The organism is Corynebacterium sp., assembly GCF_030538285.1.
Classification (GTDB): domain Bacteria; phylum Actinomycetota; class Actinomycetes; order Mycobacteriales; family Mycobacteriaceae; genus Corynebacterium.
Genome location: NZ_JAUNUG010000007.1, coordinates 21596 through 38221 on the forward strand (window position 1 = coordinate 21596; position 16626 = coordinate 38221).

At 64.9% G+C, this 16626-nt stretch carries 20 protein-coding genes; 13 read left to right on the forward strand and 7 right to left on the reverse strand.

Features of this window, described 5'->3' with window-relative positions:
- Positions 1 to 27 precede the first annotated feature (27 nt).
- From gcvH to Q4G50_RS03785, 5 genes are all read left to right on the forward strand, one after another.
- A complete protein-coding gene (gcvH, locus tag Q4G50_RS03765) occupies positions 28 to 420 on the forward strand; it encodes a glycine cleavage system protein GcvH (RefSeq protein ID WP_303376310.1) in 393 nt (130 codons plus the stop codon).
- Positions 417 to 1154 carry a lipoyl(octanoyl) transferase LipB gene (lipB, locus tag Q4G50_RS03770; protein WP_303376311.1) on the forward strand — a complete coding sequence of 246 codons (738 nt, stop codon included), beginning with the start codon at positions 417 to 419 and terminating at the stop codon, positions 1152 to 1154. Before gcvH ends, lipB begins: the two co-directional genes overlap by 4 nt.
- A gap of 10 nt (positions 1155 to 1164) precedes the next feature.
- The gene (gene lipA / locus Q4G50_RS03775; protein ID WP_303376312.1) at positions 1165 to 2208 is read left to right on the forward strand and encodes a lipoyl synthase; all 1044 of its coding nucleotides are present in this window, start codon (positions 1165 to 1167) and stop codon (positions 2206 to 2208) included.
- 33 nt (positions 2209 to 2241) lie between these two features.
- Entirely contained in the window at positions 2242 to 3030 is a 789-nt protein-coding gene (locus Q4G50_RS03780) for a DUF4191 domain-containing protein (RefSeq protein WP_303376313.1), read from the forward strand.
- 91 nt (positions 3031 to 3121) lie between these two features.
- The gene (locus Q4G50_RS03785) at positions 3122 to 4741 is read left to right on the forward strand and encodes an aspartate:alanine exchanger family transporter (RefSeq protein WP_303376314.1); all 1620 of its coding nucleotides are present in this window, start codon (positions 3122 to 3124) and stop codon (positions 4739 to 4741) included.
- A gap of 76 nt (positions 4742 to 4817) precedes the next feature.
- Here the strand turns inward: Q4G50_RS03785 and Q4G50_RS03790 are convergent, their stop codons facing one another.
- A complete protein-coding gene (locus tag Q4G50_RS03790) occupies positions 4818 to 5294 on the reverse strand; it encodes an RDD family protein (protein WP_303376315.1) in 477 nt (158 codons plus the stop codon).
- A 177-nt stretch (positions 5295 to 5471) separates the two neighbouring features.
- Between Q4G50_RS03790 and glnA (Q4G50_RS03795) the strand changes: the two genes are divergently transcribed.
- Positions 5472 to 6908 (forward strand): type I glutamate--ammonia ligase, encoded by a 1437-nt coding sequence (gene glnA / locus Q4G50_RS03795; RefSeq protein WP_303376316.1) that lies wholly within the window; start codon positions 5472 to 5474, stop codon positions 6906 to 6908.
- Between the two features lie 159 nt (positions 6909 to 7067).
- Here the strand turns inward: glnA (Q4G50_RS03795) and Q4G50_RS03800 are convergent, their stop codons facing one another.
- Together Q4G50_RS03800 and Q4G50_RS03805 are read right to left on the reverse strand one after the other, a co-directional pair.
- Entirely contained in the window at positions 7068 to 7379 is a 312-nt protein-coding gene (locus tag Q4G50_RS03800; RefSeq protein ID WP_303376317.1) for a transcriptional regulator, read from the reverse strand.
- Positions 7376 to 7765, reverse strand: coding sequence for a hypothetical protein (locus Q4G50_RS03805; protein ID WP_303376318.1), 390 nt, complete (start codon positions 7763 to 7765; stop codon positions 7376 to 7378). The genes Q4G50_RS03800 and Q4G50_RS03805 overlap by 4 nt, the downstream gene beginning before the upstream one ends.
- 79 nt (positions 7766 to 7844) lie before the next feature.
- Here Q4G50_RS03805 and Q4G50_RS03810 point away from each other — a divergent pair, with 79 nt between their 5' ends.
- From Q4G50_RS03810 to Q4G50_RS03820, 3 genes are all read left to right on the forward strand, one after another.
- The gene (locus Q4G50_RS03810; RefSeq protein WP_303376319.1) at positions 7845 to 8348 is read left to right on the forward strand and encodes an SRPBCC domain-containing protein; all 504 of its coding nucleotides are present in this window, start codon (positions 7845 to 7847) and stop codon (positions 8346 to 8348) included.
- Positions 8349 to 8358: 10 nt separating this feature from the next.
- The gene (locus Q4G50_RS03815) at positions 8359 to 8877 is read left to right on the forward strand and encodes a TetR/AcrR family transcriptional regulator (RefSeq protein WP_303376320.1); all 519 of its coding nucleotides are present in this window, start codon (positions 8359 to 8361) and stop codon (positions 8875 to 8877) included.
- A gap of 93 nt (positions 8878 to 8970) precedes the next feature.
- Positions 8971 to 9363 carry a hypothetical protein gene (locus Q4G50_RS03820; RefSeq protein ID WP_303376321.1) on the forward strand — a complete coding sequence of 131 codons (393 nt, stop codon included), beginning with the start codon at positions 8971 to 8973 and terminating at the stop codon, positions 9361 to 9363.
- Here Q4G50_RS03820 and Q4G50_RS03825 read toward each other — a convergent pair.
- On the reverse strand, positions 9360 to 9923 hold the full coding sequence (locus Q4G50_RS03825) for an NADPH-dependent FMN reductase (protein ID WP_303376322.1): 564 nt from the start codon (positions 9921 to 9923) through the stop codon (positions 9360 to 9362). The two genes, Q4G50_RS03820 and Q4G50_RS03825, sit on opposite strands and share 4 nt — an antisense overlap.
- 183 nt (positions 9924 to 10106) lie before the next feature.
- On the opposite strand from Q4G50_RS03825, the gene Q4G50_RS03830 reads away from it, so the two are divergent.
- Positions 10107 to 10844: a DUF1206 domain-containing protein gene (locus Q4G50_RS03830; RefSeq protein WP_303376323.1), complete on the forward strand. Its 738-nt coding sequence runs from the start codon at positions 10107 to 10109 to the stop codon at positions 10842 to 10844.
- On the opposite strand, the gene Q4G50_RS03835 is transcribed toward Q4G50_RS03830, so the two are convergent.
- The 3 genes from Q4G50_RS03835 to Q4G50_RS03845 are packed head-to-tail and all read right to left on the reverse strand — an operon-like array spanning position 10845 to position 13394.
- Positions 10845 to 11591: a metal ABC transporter ATP-binding protein gene (locus Q4G50_RS03835; protein WP_303376324.1), complete on the reverse strand. Its 747-nt coding sequence runs from the start codon at positions 11589 to 11591 to the stop codon at positions 10845 to 10847.
- Entirely contained in the window at positions 11588 to 12424 is an 837-nt protein-coding gene (locus Q4G50_RS03840) for a metal ABC transporter permease (protein WP_303376325.1), read from the reverse strand. The genes Q4G50_RS03835 and Q4G50_RS03840 overlap by 4 nt, the downstream gene beginning before the upstream one ends.
- A gap of 13 nt (positions 12425 to 12437) precedes the next feature.
- On the reverse strand, positions 12438 to 13394 hold the full coding sequence (locus Q4G50_RS03845) for a metal ABC transporter substrate-binding protein (RefSeq protein WP_303376326.1): 957 nt from the start codon (positions 13392 to 13394) through the stop codon (positions 12438 to 12440).
- A gap of 248 nt (positions 13395 to 13642) precedes the next feature.
- Here Q4G50_RS03845 and Q4G50_RS03850 point away from each other — a divergent pair, with 248 nt between their 5' ends.
- The 3 genes from Q4G50_RS03850 to Q4G50_RS03860 are packed head-to-tail and all read left to right on the forward strand — an operon-like array spanning position 13643 to position 16436.
- Positions 13643 to 14803 carry a tyramine oxidase subunit B gene (locus Q4G50_RS03850; RefSeq protein WP_303376327.1) on the forward strand — a complete coding sequence of 387 codons (1161 nt, stop codon included), beginning with the start codon at positions 13643 to 13645 and terminating at the stop codon, positions 14801 to 14803.
- A gap of 34 nt (positions 14804 to 14837) precedes the next feature.
- Complete coding sequence (glnA, locus tag Q4G50_RS03855) at positions 14838 to 16274, forward strand: type I glutamate--ammonia ligase (protein WP_303376328.1); 1437 nt, start codon at positions 14838 to 14840, stop codon at positions 16272 to 16274.
- Positions 16275 to 16283: 9 nt separating this feature from the next.
- Positions 16284 to 16436, forward strand: coding sequence for a hypothetical protein (locus Q4G50_RS03860; protein ID WP_303376329.1), 153 nt, complete (start codon positions 16284 to 16286; stop codon positions 16434 to 16436).
- The last annotated feature ends 190 nt before the right edge of the window (positions 16437 to 16626 follow it).

Below are 16626 nucleotides of genomic sequence, written 5' to 3' on the forward strand. Positions count from 1 at the left end.
CTCACACCCCAATGGAAAGGCACACCAATGAGCTCTTTGCCCGAGAACTTCTCCTACTCCGAGGACCACGAGTGGATCGATGTATCCGCTGATCAGGCCGCCGGCGCGACCGTCAAGGTCGGCATCACCTCCGTGGCCACCGAGCGCCTCGGCGAGGTCGTCTACGCCGAGCTGCCGGAGGTGGGCGACACCGTCACCGCCGGTGAGCCGTGTGGTGAGGTTGAATCCACCAAGTCCGTCTCCGACCTCTTCGCCCCGGTCACCGGCACCGTCACCGCCGTCAACGACGCGGTCCACGACGATTACTCGATCATCAACTCCGATCCTTTCGGCGCTGGCTGGCTCTTCGAGGTCGAGGTCGACGAAGCCGGGCCGCTGATGACCGCCGCCGAGTACGCGGAGGCCAACGGCGTCGCATGACCGCCCCTCGCGAACCTTTCTTCCCCGCCGACCGCTCGATCCGCGCCTCTGATCAGCCCTGGGAGATCCGTCACCTCGGGGTGGTGGACTACCAGGAGGCCTGGGACCTGCAGGCCTCACTCGCCCGGCAACGTGCCGCCGAGGAGATCGGCGATCAGCTCCTGCTACTCGAGCATCCCAGCGTGTACACCGCCGGCAAGCGCACGCAACCTGCGGACCGCCCCACCAATGGCCTGCCGGTTATCGACGTCGACCGCGGCGGGCGCATCACCTGGCACGGCGAAGGACAACTCGTCGCCTACCCCATCATCAAACTGGCCGACCCGGTGGATGTCGTCGACTATGTCCGACGCATCGAGGAAGCGGTGATTGCGACGGTGCGTGGGGTGGGCGTCGATAAGGCGGGGCGTATCGACGGCCGCTCCGGAGTCTGGGTCCCCGCCGACGAACAGCGACGCGACCGCAAAGTCGCCGCGCTGGGCATCCGCATCACCCGTGGCGTGACCATGCACGGCCTGAGCCTCAACTGCGACAACACCCTCGAGAATTATGGGCACATCGTCGCCTGCGGTATCGATGATGCCGACGTGACCACCCTCAGCCTGGAGCTGGGCCGGAAGGTCACCGTCGCGGAGGTCACCGCCCCGCTTATCGACGCCCTCACCGCCGCCCTCGCCGGCGAACTCGCCGTCTCCGACCACACCTTCGGTTCAGCTCCTGATCCAACCAAGTAGGGTGGCCGGTGTGACTATCGCACCTGAAGGACGCAAGATGCTCCGGGTGGAGAAGCGCAACGCGCAGACCCCCATCGAAACCAAGCCCCGCTGGATCCGCAACGCGGTGAAAACCGGGCCGGAGTATGAGGACATGAAGAAGAAGGTCGCCGGTGCCTCCCTGCACACCGTGTGCCAGGAGGCCGGCTGCCCGAATATCCACGAGTGCTGGGAATCGCGGGAAGCCACCTTCCTCATCGGTGGCGCCAACTGCTCCCGCCGCTGTGACTTCTGCCAAATCAACTCCGCCAAACCGGAGCCGCTGGACCGCGATGAGCCGCGCCGCGTCGCCGAGTCCGTCCGCGAAATGGGCCTGAACTACTCCACGATCACCGGTGTCACCCGCGATGACCTCGACGATGAGGGCGCCTGGCTCTACGCCGAGGTGGTCCGCCAGATCCACGAGCTCAACCCCAACACCGGCGTGGAGAACCTGGTCCCGGACTTCTCCGGCCGCCCCGAACTGCTGGAGCAGGTCTTCGAGTCCCGCCCGGAAGTGTTTGCCCACAACGTGGAGACGGTGCCGCGCATCTTCAAGCGAATCCGCCCGGCCTTCCGTTATGAGCGCTCCCTCGACGTCATCCGTCAGGCGCGTGACTTCGGCCTGATTACCAAGTCGAACCTCATCCTCGGCATGGGTGAGACGGTCGAGGAGATCCGCGAGGCCCTGACCGACCTGCACAACGCCGGCTGCGACATCATCACCATCACCCAGTACCTGCGCCCCGGCCCCATGTACCACCCGATCGACCGCTGGGTGAAGCCGGAGGAGTTCGTCGAGCACAAGGACTTCGCCGAGGAACTTGGTTTCGGCGCCGTCATGTCCGGCCCGCTGGTGCGTTCCTCCTACCGCGCGGGCCGTCTCTACTCGCAGGCGATGGCCGCCCGGGGCCTGCAGATCCCGGAGAACCTCAAGCACCTCGCGGAGACCTCCCAGGGGTCCACCGACCAAGAGGCGACCACCCTGCTGGCCAAGTACGGCCCCTCCCAGGACACACCGGTCACCTCCCGTTAGGTACGGGTTGACCCCTGACCTAAAGTAGAGCCCATGGCAGACGACAAGCAGAAGGCGGCCGCGAAGGCCGCGAAGGCAGAGGCACGCGCCGCCAAGCGCGCGAAGAGCAAGGAGACCCGCTCACAGCTGTGGCAGGCCTTCAACATGCAGCGCAAGCAGGACAAGATGCTCATCCCGCTCATGGTCCTGTCCGTGGTGGGTGTGGCCGCGCTGTTCTTCCTCATCGGCCTGGCCTGGGGTGGGCAGTGGTTCATGCTCATCCTGGGTATCTTCCTGGGCGCTGTCCTGGCAATGTACCTTTTCTCCCGCCGTCTGCAGACCTCCATGTACGACCGCATCGGTGATCAGCCGGGGGCGGCCGGCTGGGCGTTGGACAACCTGCGCAACACCGTCGGCATTGTGTGGCACACCAAGCAGGGCGTGGCGATGAACCGTTCCCTGTCCGCCATCGTCCACCGGGTGGTGGGTAACCCGGGTGTGGTACTCGTCGCGGAGGGCAGCCCGTCTGCCGCGAAGGCGCTGGTCAAGGATCAGAAGCGTCGCCTGGACCGCCTCGCCGGTGACGTGCCGGTCTATGAGATGTACGTCGGTGACGGCGAGGGCCAGGTCCCGCTGAAGAGCCTGCAGCGTGAGCTGCTGAAGCTGCCGCGTAACTACCGCAAGAATGAGGTGTACTCGGTCAACGCGAAGATCGAGGCGATGGACACCATCGGTTCCTCACAGCCGGGTGCCGGACTGCCGAAGGGTCCGCTGCCGAAGGGTGGCAACCTCTCCGGAATGAACCGTCGTATGCGCCGCGCGAACGAGCGCCGCGGAAAGTAGTTTCGCCCCGCTTTTCGTCCGTCCCGTGCTCCCCCTCACAGGGAGCCCGGGACGTTCTGCCTTTTCAGGGGTTGTCTGGCACGATGTGGGCGTGAGCATTTTCGTGGAGAATCCCCTTCTCGCCCTACTGGTGATCATGGCGGTCGGCCTGTTTTTCGGCCGGCTGGAGATCTTCGGGTTCCGTCTCGGCGTCGCCGCCGTCCTCTTCGTCGGCCTGGTGATGGCGGCCATCGAACCTGCGATCCAGATCCCGCCGCTCATCTACATCGTAGGCCTGGCGTTGTTCGTGTACACGATCGGCCTGGAGTCCGGCCACGATTTCTTTGCGACGTTCCGCTCCAAGGGCCTACGCAACAACACCCTGGCCATCGGTATTTTCGTGGTCATCACCGCCGCGTCTTACGCGCTCATCCGCCTCATGGACATCAACTCGGTGACGGGTGCCGGCATGTTCACCGGAGCGTTGACCAACACCCCGGCCATGGCCGCCGTCGTCGACGCCCTGCCTTCACTGATCACGGATGAGTCGGCGTACCGCGCCGTCGAGTCCCTGCCCCTGGTGGCCTACTCCTTAGCCTATCCGCTGGGTGTCATGGTGGTCATCTTCGCCATCGCCGTGCTGGGCAAGGTCTTCCGCGTCGACCACCAGCAGGAGGCCATCGACCACGGGGTCGCCGTCCACGAGCTCTACACCCGCCGCATCCAGGTCCAGCGCGATGACCTGCAGGCCATCGCCGACTTGCCGGAGGACCTCGGACTGGAGGTCATCGTCTCCCGCCTCGAGCGCGAGGGCGAACAGCGTCTGCCGGGCAACGGTGCGTGGGCGAAGCCGGGCGATGTCCTCTCCGTCGTCGGTACCGCCGAGGAGCTCGACCGCGCCGCCGTCCTCATCGGCGAGGCCTTGCCGGGCGATCCCTTCCACGGCCATGACCTGGATTACCGGCGCATCTTCGTCTCCAACAACGACCTGGTCGGCATCCCCCTGGAGAAGCTGCGCCCGCAGCTGTCCGGCATGCTCATCACCCGCGTGCGCCGCGGCGACCACGATATGGTGGCCACCCCGGAGACCATCCTGCAGCTCGGCGACCGCGTCCGCGTCGTGGCCGCCCATGAGCGCATGGGCAAGGTCACCCGCCTGTTCGGCGACTCTTATCGACGCCTCTCCGACGTCAACCTGCTCCCCCTCGTCGCCGGCCTCGTCCTGGGTGTCCTCGTCGGCATGATCGCCATCCCGCTGCCCGGTGGCGCTTCCCTGAAGCTGGGTACCGCCGGTGGTCCCTTGGTGGTCGCGCTTATTCTCGGTGCTCTGGGCCGCTCGGGCCGTGTCGTGTGGCAGATCCCTTACGGCGCCAACCTGGCTCTGCGCCAGCTGGGCATCACGCTCTTCCTCGCGGCGATCGGTACCACTGCCGGTGCCGGTTTCCGCTCCGCCTTGTCTGACCCGACCTCGCTGACCATCATCGGCGTCGGCGCCTTGATTACGCTGCTCATCTCCGTGCTGGTGCTGGTCATCGGTCACAAGGTGATGAAGCTGTCCTTCGGTGAGACCGCCGGCATTCTCGCCGGCATGCAGACCCACCCGGCGGTGCTGTCTTATGTCTCGGATGTGACCAAGAACGATCTACCGGCCATGGGCTACACCTCGGTGTACCCGGTGTCGATGGTGGCGAAGATCCTCGCCGCGCAGATCCTGCTGTTCATGCTGATTTAAGGGGCGGGGCCAAGAATCACCAGCCCCGGAATGCCCCCACGTATGGAAATACACATCCGCCGTGGAAGCGCGACTCCTAGCCGCGGATGACGGAAGTGCCGGTGGCACGGTCATGCAGGCCGCGGCCATCGGAGTCGACCATGGCGGCCGGGAGAATGAGGCCGGTAAGCAGCGTGCGGACAACCGCACGCCAGAGGCCGACCTTGGCGCCGCCGACGTCGATACGCGCGACACCCATGCCGAGCAGCAAGTGCCCCGGGGTGCGGGCGAACAGCCAGCCGAAGACGATGCCGAGGATCACCCAGAAGATGTAAACGACCGTGCCGGTGGAACCCAGCGCGTCAGAGTAGTTGGTGAAGGTGATGGCCAGGCCGAGGCAGATGAACCAGTCGATGAGCACTCCCCCGGCGCGGCGGGCGACAGAGGCCAGCGAGCCGGGGCCGGACTCGGGGAGGCCCAGCTTTTCGCCGGGGTAGCGACCGGGGGCAAACGGGTCGTCGTGTTCTCCGGGGATCTGGGGGCCGTCGAGCCAGCTGCGCTTGGGATTCGCCATACACTAGACATTAGCCGGGGGTGCGGGGGCAGGGAAAATGTCTTTCACCCCCTTCGACTATTGATAGCTCGACAGAAAATAGTTTAGAATGGTCGACAGGTAATCGAGGGCAGGTTCTGCACCTGTAGACTGGCCGAGATACCAAGGACCGAGAGCGTCAACAACCAAGGAGTCATCGTGGCCTTCAACACGATCGAAGATGTCGTCAAGTACATCAAGGATGAAAACGTCGAATTCGTCGACGTCCGTTTCACGGATGTCCCGGGAATTGAGCAGCACTTCACCATCCCGGCCTCCATGTTCGACGAGGAGGCGGCAGAGGAAGGCCTCGCCTTCGACGGCTCCTCCGTCCGCGGCTTCACCACCATCGACGAGTCCGACATGAACCTCCTGCCGGACCTGGCCACCGCGAAGATCGACCCCTTCCGCGAAGCCAAGACCCTGAACATCAAGTTCTTCGTCCACGACCCCTTCACCCGCGAGCCCTTCTCCCGCGACCCCCGCAACGTCGCCCGCAAGGCCGAGGAGTACCTGGCCTCCACCGGCATCGCCGACACCTGCTTCTTCGGCGCCGAAGCCGAGTTCTACCTCTTCGACACCGTCCGCTTCGAGACCGGCATCAACTCCGGCTTCTACGAGGTCGACTCCGATGAGGGCTGGTGGAACCGCGGCAAGGAAGACCGCCTCGACGGCCAGCGCAACCTCGGCTACAAGACCCGCCTCAAGGGCGGCTACTTCCCGGTCCCGCCTTATGATCAGTCCGTGGGCATCCGTGATGAAATGGTCCGCCACCTGGCCAACGCCGGTTACGACATCGAGCGTTTCCACCACGAGGTGGGCACCGGCGGCCAGCAGGAGATCAACTACCGCTTCAACACCCTGCTGCATGCGGCGGATGATCTGCAGTCCTTCAAGTACATCGTGAAGAACACGGCCTACGCCAACGGCAAGACCGCCACCTTCATGCCCAAGCCCCTGGCCGGCGACAACGGCTCCGGCATGCACGCCCACCAGTCGCTGTGGAAGGACGGCGAGCCGCTGTTCCACGACGAGTCCGGCTACGCGGGCCTGTCCGATATCGCCCGCTACTACATCGGCGGCATCCTGCACCACGCCGGCGCAGTCTTGGCGTTTACCAACCCGACGCTCAACTCCTACCACCGCCTGGTGCCGGGCTTCGAGGCCCCCATCAACCTCGTGTACTCCCAGCGCAACCGCTCCGCGGCCGTGCGTATCCCGATCACGGGTTCCAACCCGAAGGCCAAGCGCATCGAGTTCCGCGCCCCGGACCCGTCCGGCAACCCCTACTTCGGTTTCGCCGCGATGATGCTCGCCGGCCTCGACGGCGTGAAGAACCGCATCGAGCCGCACGCCCCGGTGGACAAGGACCTCTACGAGCTCCCGCCGGAGGAGGCCGCCTCCATCCCGCAGGCCCCGACCTCCCTCGAAGCCTCCCTGGAGGCCCTGCAGGAGGACATGGACTTCCTCACCGAGGGTGACGTGTTCACCGAGGACCTCATCGACACCTACATCAAGCTCAAGTACGACAACGAAATCGCGCCGGCCCGCCTGCGCCCGACTCCGCTCGAGTTCGAAATGTACTACGACTGCTAGTCGCCTGCTTATCGACGCCCCCGCTCCCCGCGGGGGCGTCGACGTGTTCCCACCTTTTGGTAGATCGCCGTGCAGTAGCTTCCTTTTTGAGGCTGCAAAATCCCACTACTGCACACCGATCTCCATCGGCGTCTCTTCCGCCCGGCGGCTGCGGGGAAGTCACATCCCCGCGATCTCGCGCAGCGCGGCCAGGTGGGCGGTGAGCGCCTGCTCCCCCGCCTCGGTCAGCGCCACCCAGACAACATCTTTCGCACGGGTCGACCCATATTCCCGGGAGCGGGTGACGTAGCCGTGGGACTCCAGCGCGGAGAGCTGCTTGGACAGGGTGGCGTCGGTGAGTTCGAGCTGTTCACGCAGTTCCGAGAAGCGCATCTCCCGTCCCATTTTCCCCCGTGCCACCGCCCCGACATTGTGCAGGGCTGCGCAGATGCGCAGTCGGTTGACTGGATGGATAACAGGATCCAGGCTCATCGCCAGCCGCCGCGGGCCAGGAGCCAATAAAGGTGCACAGCGACGGTGAGGGCCACAACCACGACCACACCCTCAGCAAGGCGCGCCACCAGGGGGATCGTCGGTAGCCACAGAGAGAAGAACTGGGAGGGGTGCCACCGAAGGGTTTCCTGGGCCCGGTCGCGGGTCCGAGTATCCATGACGCGATGGCGAAAGAACCACAGACCAGCGGCCAACGCGATGAACAAACCCGCCATCCACCACCACTGCCGCCAACCGGCAGCGAGTAAAACGCCACCGTATATAACTGCGAGCAGCACGGCGACCGCGCGGGAAGGCTCGTAGGCCCCGACGTGGGCATCATTCTCCAGCCGTTCCAGCACCCGGCGAGCCTCCTTGTTTTCCATATCGGAAAGTATGACACCCTTGACCCGCGAAACTAACGCTGTTAGTCTAACAGCTAATTACACTAGCAAGGAGTCCATCATGATGATCCGCACCATCGCCCTCACCCTCACCGCCACAGTCGCCGCGACCGCCCTCAGCGGCCTCCTCCTGCCCTACCAGGTGGAACACAGCGAAATCGCCACCGCCGACCGCGAGACCGCCTGGGCAGTCATTGCCGATCTGGAGAATTACCCCACCTGGAACCCGCATGTCGTGCACTTAGCGGGCGAAGCAACCGTCGGCACGCGGCTGGTCAACCACACCCGCTCCGGCAACACGGAGATCACCTTCCACCCTGAGGTACTCATCGCAGAGCCGAACCGTGAGTTGCGCTGGCGCGGCAGCCTCGGCATGCGGGGGTTGGCCGACGGGGAGCACTACTACCGCATCGACCCCGGCCCCACACCGGAGCAGATCACCATCACCCAGGGTGAGGTTTTCCGGGGAGTGCTGGTCACGCTACTGCGCCCCTGGTTCAAGCTCGACGAAGAATTCGCGGTGAGTACGAAGGCGCTGGCCGCGCACGTCGAGAAGCAGGGGTAAATTGCACTCCATGCGACCTACTCCCCCGCCCTTGCGCCCCCGCACCGCCGAGATCCTCGGCACCGCCCGCGGCCTGCTTGAGGAGCTCGGCTGGGAGGCTCTCACCCTCCGAATCCTCGCCGAGAAGGTCGGCATGCGTGCGCCCTCGCTGTACAACCACGCGGCGAACAAGGAGGAGCTGCGCACTCTCATCCTCACCCAGGCATTCCTTGAGTTGGGGGATGCACTGTGGCAGGCAGTGGCCGTCGATAAGTCGCCGACCAGCCTCGCCGCCACTTATCGGCACCACGCCACCACCTCCCCCCAGCACTACCGTTTAGCCACCCACGGCCCCCTCGACCGGGCAGCCCTACCGGAAGGCCTGGAGGAATGGGCCGGCGCCCCTTTCGGGCTGGTCACCGACTCCCCCGTCGATGCACAGACCTTCTTCGCCACCCTGCATGGCCTGGCGATTCTGGAGATCGACGGCCGCTTCCCGCCCGGTACCCCGATCGATGATCTGTGGGCACGCGCGGCGCAACTTTATTGACGCACCCGCCTGCCTGTTCGAGCGGACGAAAGATCATGTCTGGGTCGCACCGTAAGTTTTCCTGTCAGTAACCGAAACTGAAAAGGAAACACCATGTCCACACCACTTAACCTCCCCGAGCCCCAGCCAGCCCCGTCCCGCAGAGGGCGCACCCTGGTGATCAGCCTGGCCGTACTGGCAGCAGTCGCGCTCGCCGCGGCGATCGCCTGGCAGCAGTGGCAGCAGAGTCAGGTTCTAGCTGCGGTCGACGAGGCTTGCCGCGAGTCGGTGACCGAGTGGGCGAAATACCCGGGAGGTGTGTCATTCCCGCATGAGCTCGAGTACGAGCGGGTCAATGATTCCAGCGTCTGGCGCAGCGAAGGTGTCGTCGACTTCCCCAATGGCTGGGGCACCCCCGTGCGTCAGGATTTCTCCTGCCATGTCTCCATGGACGGCACGGATGTGGTGATCCCGGTCGCGGTCGTCACCTCGCAGGACGAGGATTAAGCCTCGACCTTGGCGGTGGCGCGGTCGGCGGCGTCGATAAGCTCGTCAGCGAGGGCGTTGATCCAGACAGTACCCTGCTCACCCGGGGTGAAGACGTACTCGGGGAAGTGCTCCTGGAAGGTGAACTCGGCCTGCGCCGGCACCAAGGTCATGCCGACGCGGGTGACGATGTCGTTCCAGTGGCGCACGGCGGTGCGGGCGGCGTCGGAGCCGTAGCCGATGAAGCCGATGGGCTTGCCGGTCCACTCGGCGAAGAGCAGGTCGTAGGCGTCCTTCATCGGGCCCGGGATAGAGGCGTTGTATTCGGGGGTGACGAAGATGAAGGCGTCGAAGCCGTCGATGAGCTGCGCCCAGACGCGGGTCTGCGGGTCCGAGTATTCCCCGCCTTCGACCATGCGCGGCGGGATGGCGGTGTTCGGGTTGAGGTTCTGCTCGAGGATGTCGATAAGCTCGTAGGTGTGGCCGTCCTGGCGAGCCTCGAGCTGTCCGATGGCCCACTGGCCGATGGTGATTCCGGTGCGACCCTCGCGGATGGAGCCGACGAACACTGCGATCTTCATGAATTCCCTTTCCTTGGTGACACGTCAACATTAGGTGCCTGCCGAGAACTAATGCAAGTTCCTGTGGCCGAGCTCACCACAACACGGTTGAATGGACTTATGGATACACGTAGCGCCGGACGCAAAGCCAAAAACACGGCCCAGCGACACGCAGGCAAAGCCCATCAACACCCCGCCGTGAAAATGATGGCCCGCATCGGATTCGTGGTCATGGGCGTACTGCACATCATCATCGGCTGGATCGCCTTCCGCATCGCCACCGGCTCCGGCGGCGAGGAAGCCTCCAACTCCGGGGCCCTCGGCACCATCGCTCAGGCACCCGGCGGACAGATCCTGCTGTGGGTGGCCGTGGTTGCCCTCGCCGCACTGGCCCTGTGGCGCCTCACCCAGCTGTTTGTCGGCGAAGAACTCAAAGACAAGGCCAAGGGCGGCGCCCTCTTCTTCGTCTTCGCCTCCCTGTCCTTCACCACCGCCACCTTCGCGCGTGGCGGCTCCACCTCCGACGGCGACACCGCCACCGACGTCACCGCCACGGTCCTGGAGCAGCCCTGGGGTGTAGTCCTGGTCATCATCGCCGGTCTGGTCGTGCTCGGCGTCGGCTTGTACAGCATCTACAACGGCGCGACGAAGGGCTTCAAGGAGGATCTCGAAGCGGGCGCCGGGGCAGGCAATGTCGGCACCGCGATCGTCGGCGCGGGCATGGCCGGCTACATCGCGCGCGGCATCGCCTTCGCCATCCTGGGCATCCTCGTCGTCATCGCCGGATGGAGGTCCGACCCGGAGCAGGCCGCGGGACTTGATGCCGCGCTGCGCACCCTCGGCGAGCAACCCTTCGGTTCCGTCCTGCTCATCACCATCGGCATCGGGCTGGCACTGTATGGCGCCTACTCCATCGCCCGCGCCCGCTACATCCGGATGTAGCTAGCACTCCTCGTGAGGGCTGTCGATGAACAGGCCACCGTCATCGTGCAGCTCACCGAGGTTGTAGGCCTGCCGCAGGTTCGATTCCGTGAGCACCTTCTCCGGCGGGCCAGAGGCCACCACGCGCCCCGACATGAGCACCACATGGTCCGCGGCATTGGCTTCCGCCAGGTCATGGGTGGTGAGGACGACGGTACTGCCGCGGTCAGTCTCATCGTGGATGATCTCATCGATGATGCGCGCGGAGACGATGTCGAGTCCGGTGAGGGGCTCGTCGAGAAGCAACACGTCATGGTCCTGCGCCATGCCCTGCGCCACATAGACGCGCTGTCGCTGTCCTCCGGACAGCTCCTCCAGATGGCGTTTCGCCAGGTCGCTCACATTGAGGCGGGCCATCACCTCATCCACTTTTTGCTTATCGACGCCCCGGAAACGCCCCAGCCAGCCCGACGATGGGTAGCGGCCCATCCGGACCACCTCCCGCACCGACAAGGGCACCCCCTCGGGGAAGGCGACCGACTGCATGACATAGGAGATACGCTCGCGCGGGAAGGCGACCTCAAGCTCACCGGCCTGTGGCTGAGTCAGCCCACCGATAGCGTGGAGCAGCGTGGATTTGCCTGAGCCGTTGGGGCCGATGATGGCGGTGAGCTTGCCCAGGGGGATGGTGACATCGGAGGGGGCGACGGCGACAGTGCGTTCGTAGCCGAGCTGGAGCCCGCGTCCGACGGCGAGATTCCCACTCATGCGGACCTCCTGGCCAAACGTCGCTGCAGGTGCTGGACCTCCATGATGACCAGGAACGCGGCAATCGGCACCAGCGCCATGGTCGCGGCCGCCGCGGTGCCCAGATGGAAGGACAGGATGAGGCCGATGAGCACCGAAGCCGCGCCAATGACCGCGGATACCGCGATCATCGTCGAGATCGAGCGCGAGAGCAGCGCGGCTGTCGCCGGCGGAGCAACGAGCAGACTGAACACCAGCATCGTGCCCACCGCCTGGAAGCTGCCGATGACGCTGGTCGCGATGAGCACGAGCAGCAGTGCGTGCGTCAGCTTCGGACGCATGCCCAGGCTCTCCGCCTTGACCGGCGAGAACGACAAAGCCATGAGTGGGCGGTAGAGCAGGAGGGATCCGGCGATGACGATGACCGCCAGCACCGCCTGCTGGCGGATCGCCTCCCAGGACACACCCAACGCATCACCGAAGAGGATGCTGGTCAGCGATCCGGAGTAGGAGTCCGAGCGGGAGATGATCACCACACCCAGCGCCATCATGCCGACAAACAGCAGGCCGATGGCCGTGTCCTCTTTCAGGTGCGTATGCCGGTGGATCACCTCCACCGCACCGACCATGACCACTGCGGCGACGGCCGCGCCCAGGATGGGATTGAAGTCGAAGACCACGGCGGCCGCGATACCGGGCAGGACGCCATGAACGAAAGCGTCACCGAAAAAGCTCATGCCACGGAGCACGAGCCACACGCCGACGGTCGCGCTCATCACCGCGGCGATCAGACCGCCGATGAGCGCACGCTGCTGGAAGCCCAGCAGGAAAGGATCGAAAAGCCAATCAAGCACGAATTAACTCTAGTCAGCCCAGCGCCTCGTTGATGAGGCGGACGTTCTCACGCATCATGCCCTGATAATCGGCGGCCGGAGAATCCTGCGGCCCGACGGAGCCCTCGTAGAGGGAGACCACCTGGACCTGGTCGCCGACTTCCGCTGCGACGGCGTCGACCAGCTTCTGGTCAACGGCGGCGTTGGTGAAGATCACCGGGACGTTCTCCTCGCGGATAACAGCGGCGAGGGCGGCCAGCTCCTGCGAGGAAGGCTGCGCCTCCGTGGAACCGCCCGGGATGACCACCCCGGCGGAGTGGAAATCATAGGCATCGTTGAAGTAACCGAACGCCTGGTGGTCGGTGACAATCACGCGGCGCTCCTCCGGGATCCCGGCCAGCCCCTCCCGGATCTCCTCGTCCAGGGCGGTGAGCTCATCCGAGATCTGTGCGCCGCACTCTGCCCACTGGTCATCCTCGGTCAACTCCGCCACCTGATCACCGATGAGCTGCGCGGCATCCGCCATGCGCCCGGCATCGAGCCAGAAGTGCGGATCATAATCACCGTGGGCGTGCTCATGCTCGTGCTCGTGCTCGTGGTCATGATCGTGGTCGCCGCCGAAGGGCAGCGGGTCGACGTGCTCGGCGACATGGAGGACTTCAGTCCCGTCAGCCTCGACCTGCTGGAGGGAAGCGTCGAGGCCGCCCTCCAGGCCCAGGCCGTTGGCGATTACCAGGTCGGCCTTGACCATGTCGGCGACCTGCGCGGAGGAGGCCGAGAAATCGTGCGGGTCGGCGTTGACCGGCATGAGGGTGGTGGAGGTGCCGCCGGCACAGGCGGCGATCTGCTCGGTGATCGAACCCAGCGGGGTGGTGGTGACGACCAGCGAGATGTCCTCCGTGGCCGCATCGGTACCAGAATCGGTATCCGAGCAGGCAGACAATGCCAGGGCGGTGGTGGCGACCAGGCCAACAGCAATACGAACCCGCATGCGGGCCTCCTGAAATCCTTATTGACAACGTATTGAAAACTGTTACCAATAGTACCCTGCACTGAGGGAAGCGGCCAATTGGGCGGCGTCGACAAGCACTACCCCCGAAATGGGGGCGACATCACACCACCGGCATAACCACCGCCTCACCTGGATTGATCGCCCCTCACCCCCTCCAACACATCTATTCGGAAGGTTTCGCTTATGTACGGTGGAGTACTGACCCCATTTCCCCAGGAAAGGCAGATGTGAACTCCCCCTACGCAGACACCCCCCGTATTGACTTCCTCTGGCTCAGCGAGCCGGACATGATCGAAGCGGGGGTGACCGATTCAGCGGCCTGTGTGGAAACCATGGAGGAAACCCTCATTCTGCTGGCCGACGGCGACTACCGCATGGCCGGCGCCTCGGCGAACTCCCACGGTGCGCAGATCAACTTCCCGAAGAACCCCGAGCACGAGGGCATGCCCGCCGACGGCCCGGACCGCCGCTTCATGGCGATGCCCGCCTACCTCGGCGGACGTTTCCGCTCCGCCGGCGTCAAGTGGTACGGCTCCAACACTGAAAACCGTGCGCACGACCTGCCGCGTTCCATCCACGTCTTTGTGCTCAACGACGCCGTCACCGGTGCCCCGCTGGCCATGATGTCCGCCAACCTGCTCTCCGCCTACCGCACCGGCGCCGTCCCGGGTGTGGGCGTCAAGCATCTGGCCGTCGACAACGCTGAGACCGTCGGCATCATCGGCCCCGGCGTGATGTCCCGCACCATCTTCGCTTCCGCCTACTCCCAGCGCCCCTCCATCAAGAACGTGAAGATCAAGGGCCGTTCCGCTGGCTCCACCGAACGCGTCGCAGAATGGTTCCGCGAGACCTACCCGGAGCTGGAGTCCATCGAGGTCGTCGACTCCGAGCAGGCCGCCATCGAAGGCTCCGACATCCTCATCGCCGGCACCTCCACCTCCCCGGACGGCCCCTCCGGCTTCCCGTACTTCAAGAAGGAGTGGATCAAGCCCGGCGCACTCATCCTGTGCCCGGCCGCCGCGCGTTTCGACGATGACTTCATTAAGTCCGATGACGCCAACCTCGTCGTCGATTACACCGGCCTCTACGCCGAGTGGTTCAACGAGAACGGCCCCGACGTCACCTACGAGCAACTGCTCGGCATCCCCGGCAACCACTGGTGGGACATGACCAAGGAGGGCACCCTCCCGGCCAAGAAGCTGGTCAACATCGGCGACATCGCCGCCGGTCGCGCCCCGGGCCGCGTCAACGACGAGCAGATCTTCTGCTACTCCATCGGCGGCATGCCTGTCGAGGACGTCGCCTGGGCCTATGACGTCTACCACAACGCCCTGGAGAAGGGCATCGGCACCAAGCTCAACCTGTGGGACGCCCCCGTCCTGAAATAACCACACCACCCAACTAGGAGCCCTGAACGAAAACGTGTCCTTCGAATCCACTGCAGCCCTGATCGACTTCATGCGCGATGAGGAGGTGGAATACCTGGACATCCGTTTCACGGACGTCCCCGGCACCGAACACGCGTTGACGGTCCCTGCCTCGGCCCTCACCGAGGAGTCGGCAGCCGAGGGTTTCGCCTTCGACGGCTCGTCGATCGCCGGTTTCACCACGGTCGACGAGTCCGACATGACTCTCATGCCGGACGTCTCCACCGCCTACGTCGACCCCTTCCGCCGCCGCAAGACGGTGAACATGCAGTTCTTCGTGCATGACCCCTTCACCCACGAGCCCTTCTCCCGCGACCCGCGCAACATCGCGCGCAAGGCCGAGGAGTACATGGTGTCCACCGGCATCGCCGACACCTGCTACATCGGCGCCGAAGCCGAGTTCTTCGTCTTCGACTCCGTGCGCTACTCCACTGATGTCCACCGCTCCTTCCACCAAGTCGACTCGGATGAGGGTTGGTGGAACTCCGACGCGGAGACCATGACCGACGGTTCCCCCAACCTGGGCAACAAGATCCGCGTCAACGACGGTTACTTCCCCGTCGCCCCCTACGACAAGACCATCCCGGTGCGCGATGAGATTGCCCACTACCTCGGCGAGGTCGGCTTCGAGATCGAGCGCTTCCACCACGAGGTGGCCACCGGCGGCATCCAGGAGGTCAACTACAAGTTCAACACCCTCCTCCACGCCGCGGATGACCTGCAGAAGTTCAAGTACGTGGTGAAAAACACCGCCGATGAGCACGGCAAAGTGGCCACGTTCATGCCCAAGCCGCTTCTCGACGACGGCGGCTGCGGCATGCACGCCCACCAGTCCCTGTGGAAGGACGGCAAGCCGCTGTTCTACGACGAGGAGGGCTACGCTGGCCTGTCCGATACCGCCCGCCACTACATCGGCGGCCTGCTGGCGCATGCCCCGGCGGTACTGGCGTTCACCAACCCGACCGTGAACTCCTACCGCCGCCTCTACTCCGGCTTCGAAGCCCCGGTGAACCTCGTCTACTCTCAGCGCAACCGCTCCGCCGCGATTCGCATCCCGGTGACGGGTCCCTCTGCAGCTGCCAAGCGCATCGAGTTCCGCGCCCCCGACCCCTCCGGCAACCCCTACCTGGGTTTCGCGGCCCAGCTGCTGGCGGGCCTCGACGGCATCAAGAACCGCATCGAGCCCGGCGATCCCGTGGACAAGGATCTCTACGAGCTTCCCGCCGAGGAGGCCCAGCAGGTGCCGCGCGTCCCGCACTCCCTGGAGTCCTCCCTCTACGCGCTGGAAAATGATCACGAATTCCTCACCGAGGGCGACGTCTTCACCGAGGATCTCATCGAGTCCTACATCGAGCTCAAGTACGACAATGAGATCAACCCGCTGCGCCAGGGCCCGACGCCGAAGGAATTCGAGCTCTACTTCAACTGCTAGGTTCAGGATATGACCCTCGCCATCCTCGTCCCCGCCGCCCTCATCGGAATCGGCGCTACCTGGTGGGCGTCAGCGCAGTACCTCAAGGCCTGGGGCATCCGGGGCGGCGAGTACTCCCCGGCCGTCGAGGAGCCGGAGGATGATCTCTGGGAGCAGCGCTGAGACGCTCCTTCATCCTCGGCGGCACGGATGTCGATCTCGACGCCGTCCGCCGGGTCCTCGCGCCCTACCGCCGCTCCGGCACCTGGGTGCTCGTTGGCGGCCTTCCCGTGCTCGAGGTCTCATTCCTCGGATCAGGGGCCCGCGGGTTCCACGCCACCACTCCCCCAGTACTTTTCGACGCCGCGCTCGC

Bases quoted from the DNA above. Each gene is read 5' to 3' on its own strand.
- gcvH (WP_303376310.1), top strand. From the start codon at position 28: ATGAGCTCTTTGCCCGAGAACTTCTCCTACTCCGAGGACCACGAGTGG.
- lipB (WP_303376311.1), top strand. From the start codon at position 417: ATGACCGCCCCTCGCGAACCTTTCTTCCCCGCCGACCGCTCGATCCGC.
- Q4G50_RS03780 (WP_303376313.1), top strand. From the start codon at position 2,242: ATGGCAGACGACAAGCAGAAGGCGGCCGCGAAGGCCGCGAAGGCAGAG.
- Q4G50_RS03790 (WP_303376315.1), bottom strand. From the start codon at position 5,294: ATGGCGAATCCCAAGCGCAGCTGGCTCGACGGCCCCCAGATCCCCGGA.
- Q4G50_RS03800 (WP_303376317.1), bottom strand. From the start codon at position 7,379: ATGAGCCTGGATCCTGTTATCCATCCAGTCAACCGACTGCGCATCTGC.
- Q4G50_RS03805 (WP_303376318.1), bottom strand. From the start codon at position 7,765: ATGGAAAACAAGGAGGCTCGCCGGGTGCTGGAACGGCTGGAGAATGAT.
- Q4G50_RS03810 (WP_303376319.1), top strand. From the start codon at position 7,845: ATGATGATCCGCACCATCGCCCTCACCCTCACCGCCACAGTCGCCGCG.
- Q4G50_RS03815 (WP_303376320.1), top strand. From the start codon at position 8,359: ATGCGACCTACTCCCCCGCCCTTGCGCCCCCGCACCGCCGAGATCCTC.
- Q4G50_RS03820 (WP_303376321.1), top strand. From the start codon at position 8,971: ATGTCCACACCACTTAACCTCCCCGAGCCCCAGCCAGCCCCGTCCCGC.
- Q4G50_RS03825 (WP_303376322.1), bottom strand. From the start codon at position 9,923: ATGAAGATCGCAGTGTTCGTCGGCTCCATCCGCGAGGGTCGCACCGGA.
- Q4G50_RS03830 (WP_303376323.1), top strand. From the start codon at position 10,107: ATGATGGCCCGCATCGGATTCGTGGTCATGGGCGTACTGCACATCATC.
- Q4G50_RS03835 (WP_303376324.1), bottom strand. From the start codon at position 11,591: ATGAGTGGGAATCTCGCCGTCGGACGCGGGCTCCAGCTCGGCTACGAA.
- Q4G50_RS03845 (WP_303376326.1), bottom strand. From the start codon at position 13,394: ATGCGGGTTCGTATTGCTGTTGGCCTGGTCGCCACCACCGCCCTGGCA.
- Q4G50_RS03860 (WP_303376329.1), top strand. From the start codon at position 16,284: ATGACCCTCGCCATCCTCGTCCCCGCCGCCCTCATCGGAATCGGCGCT.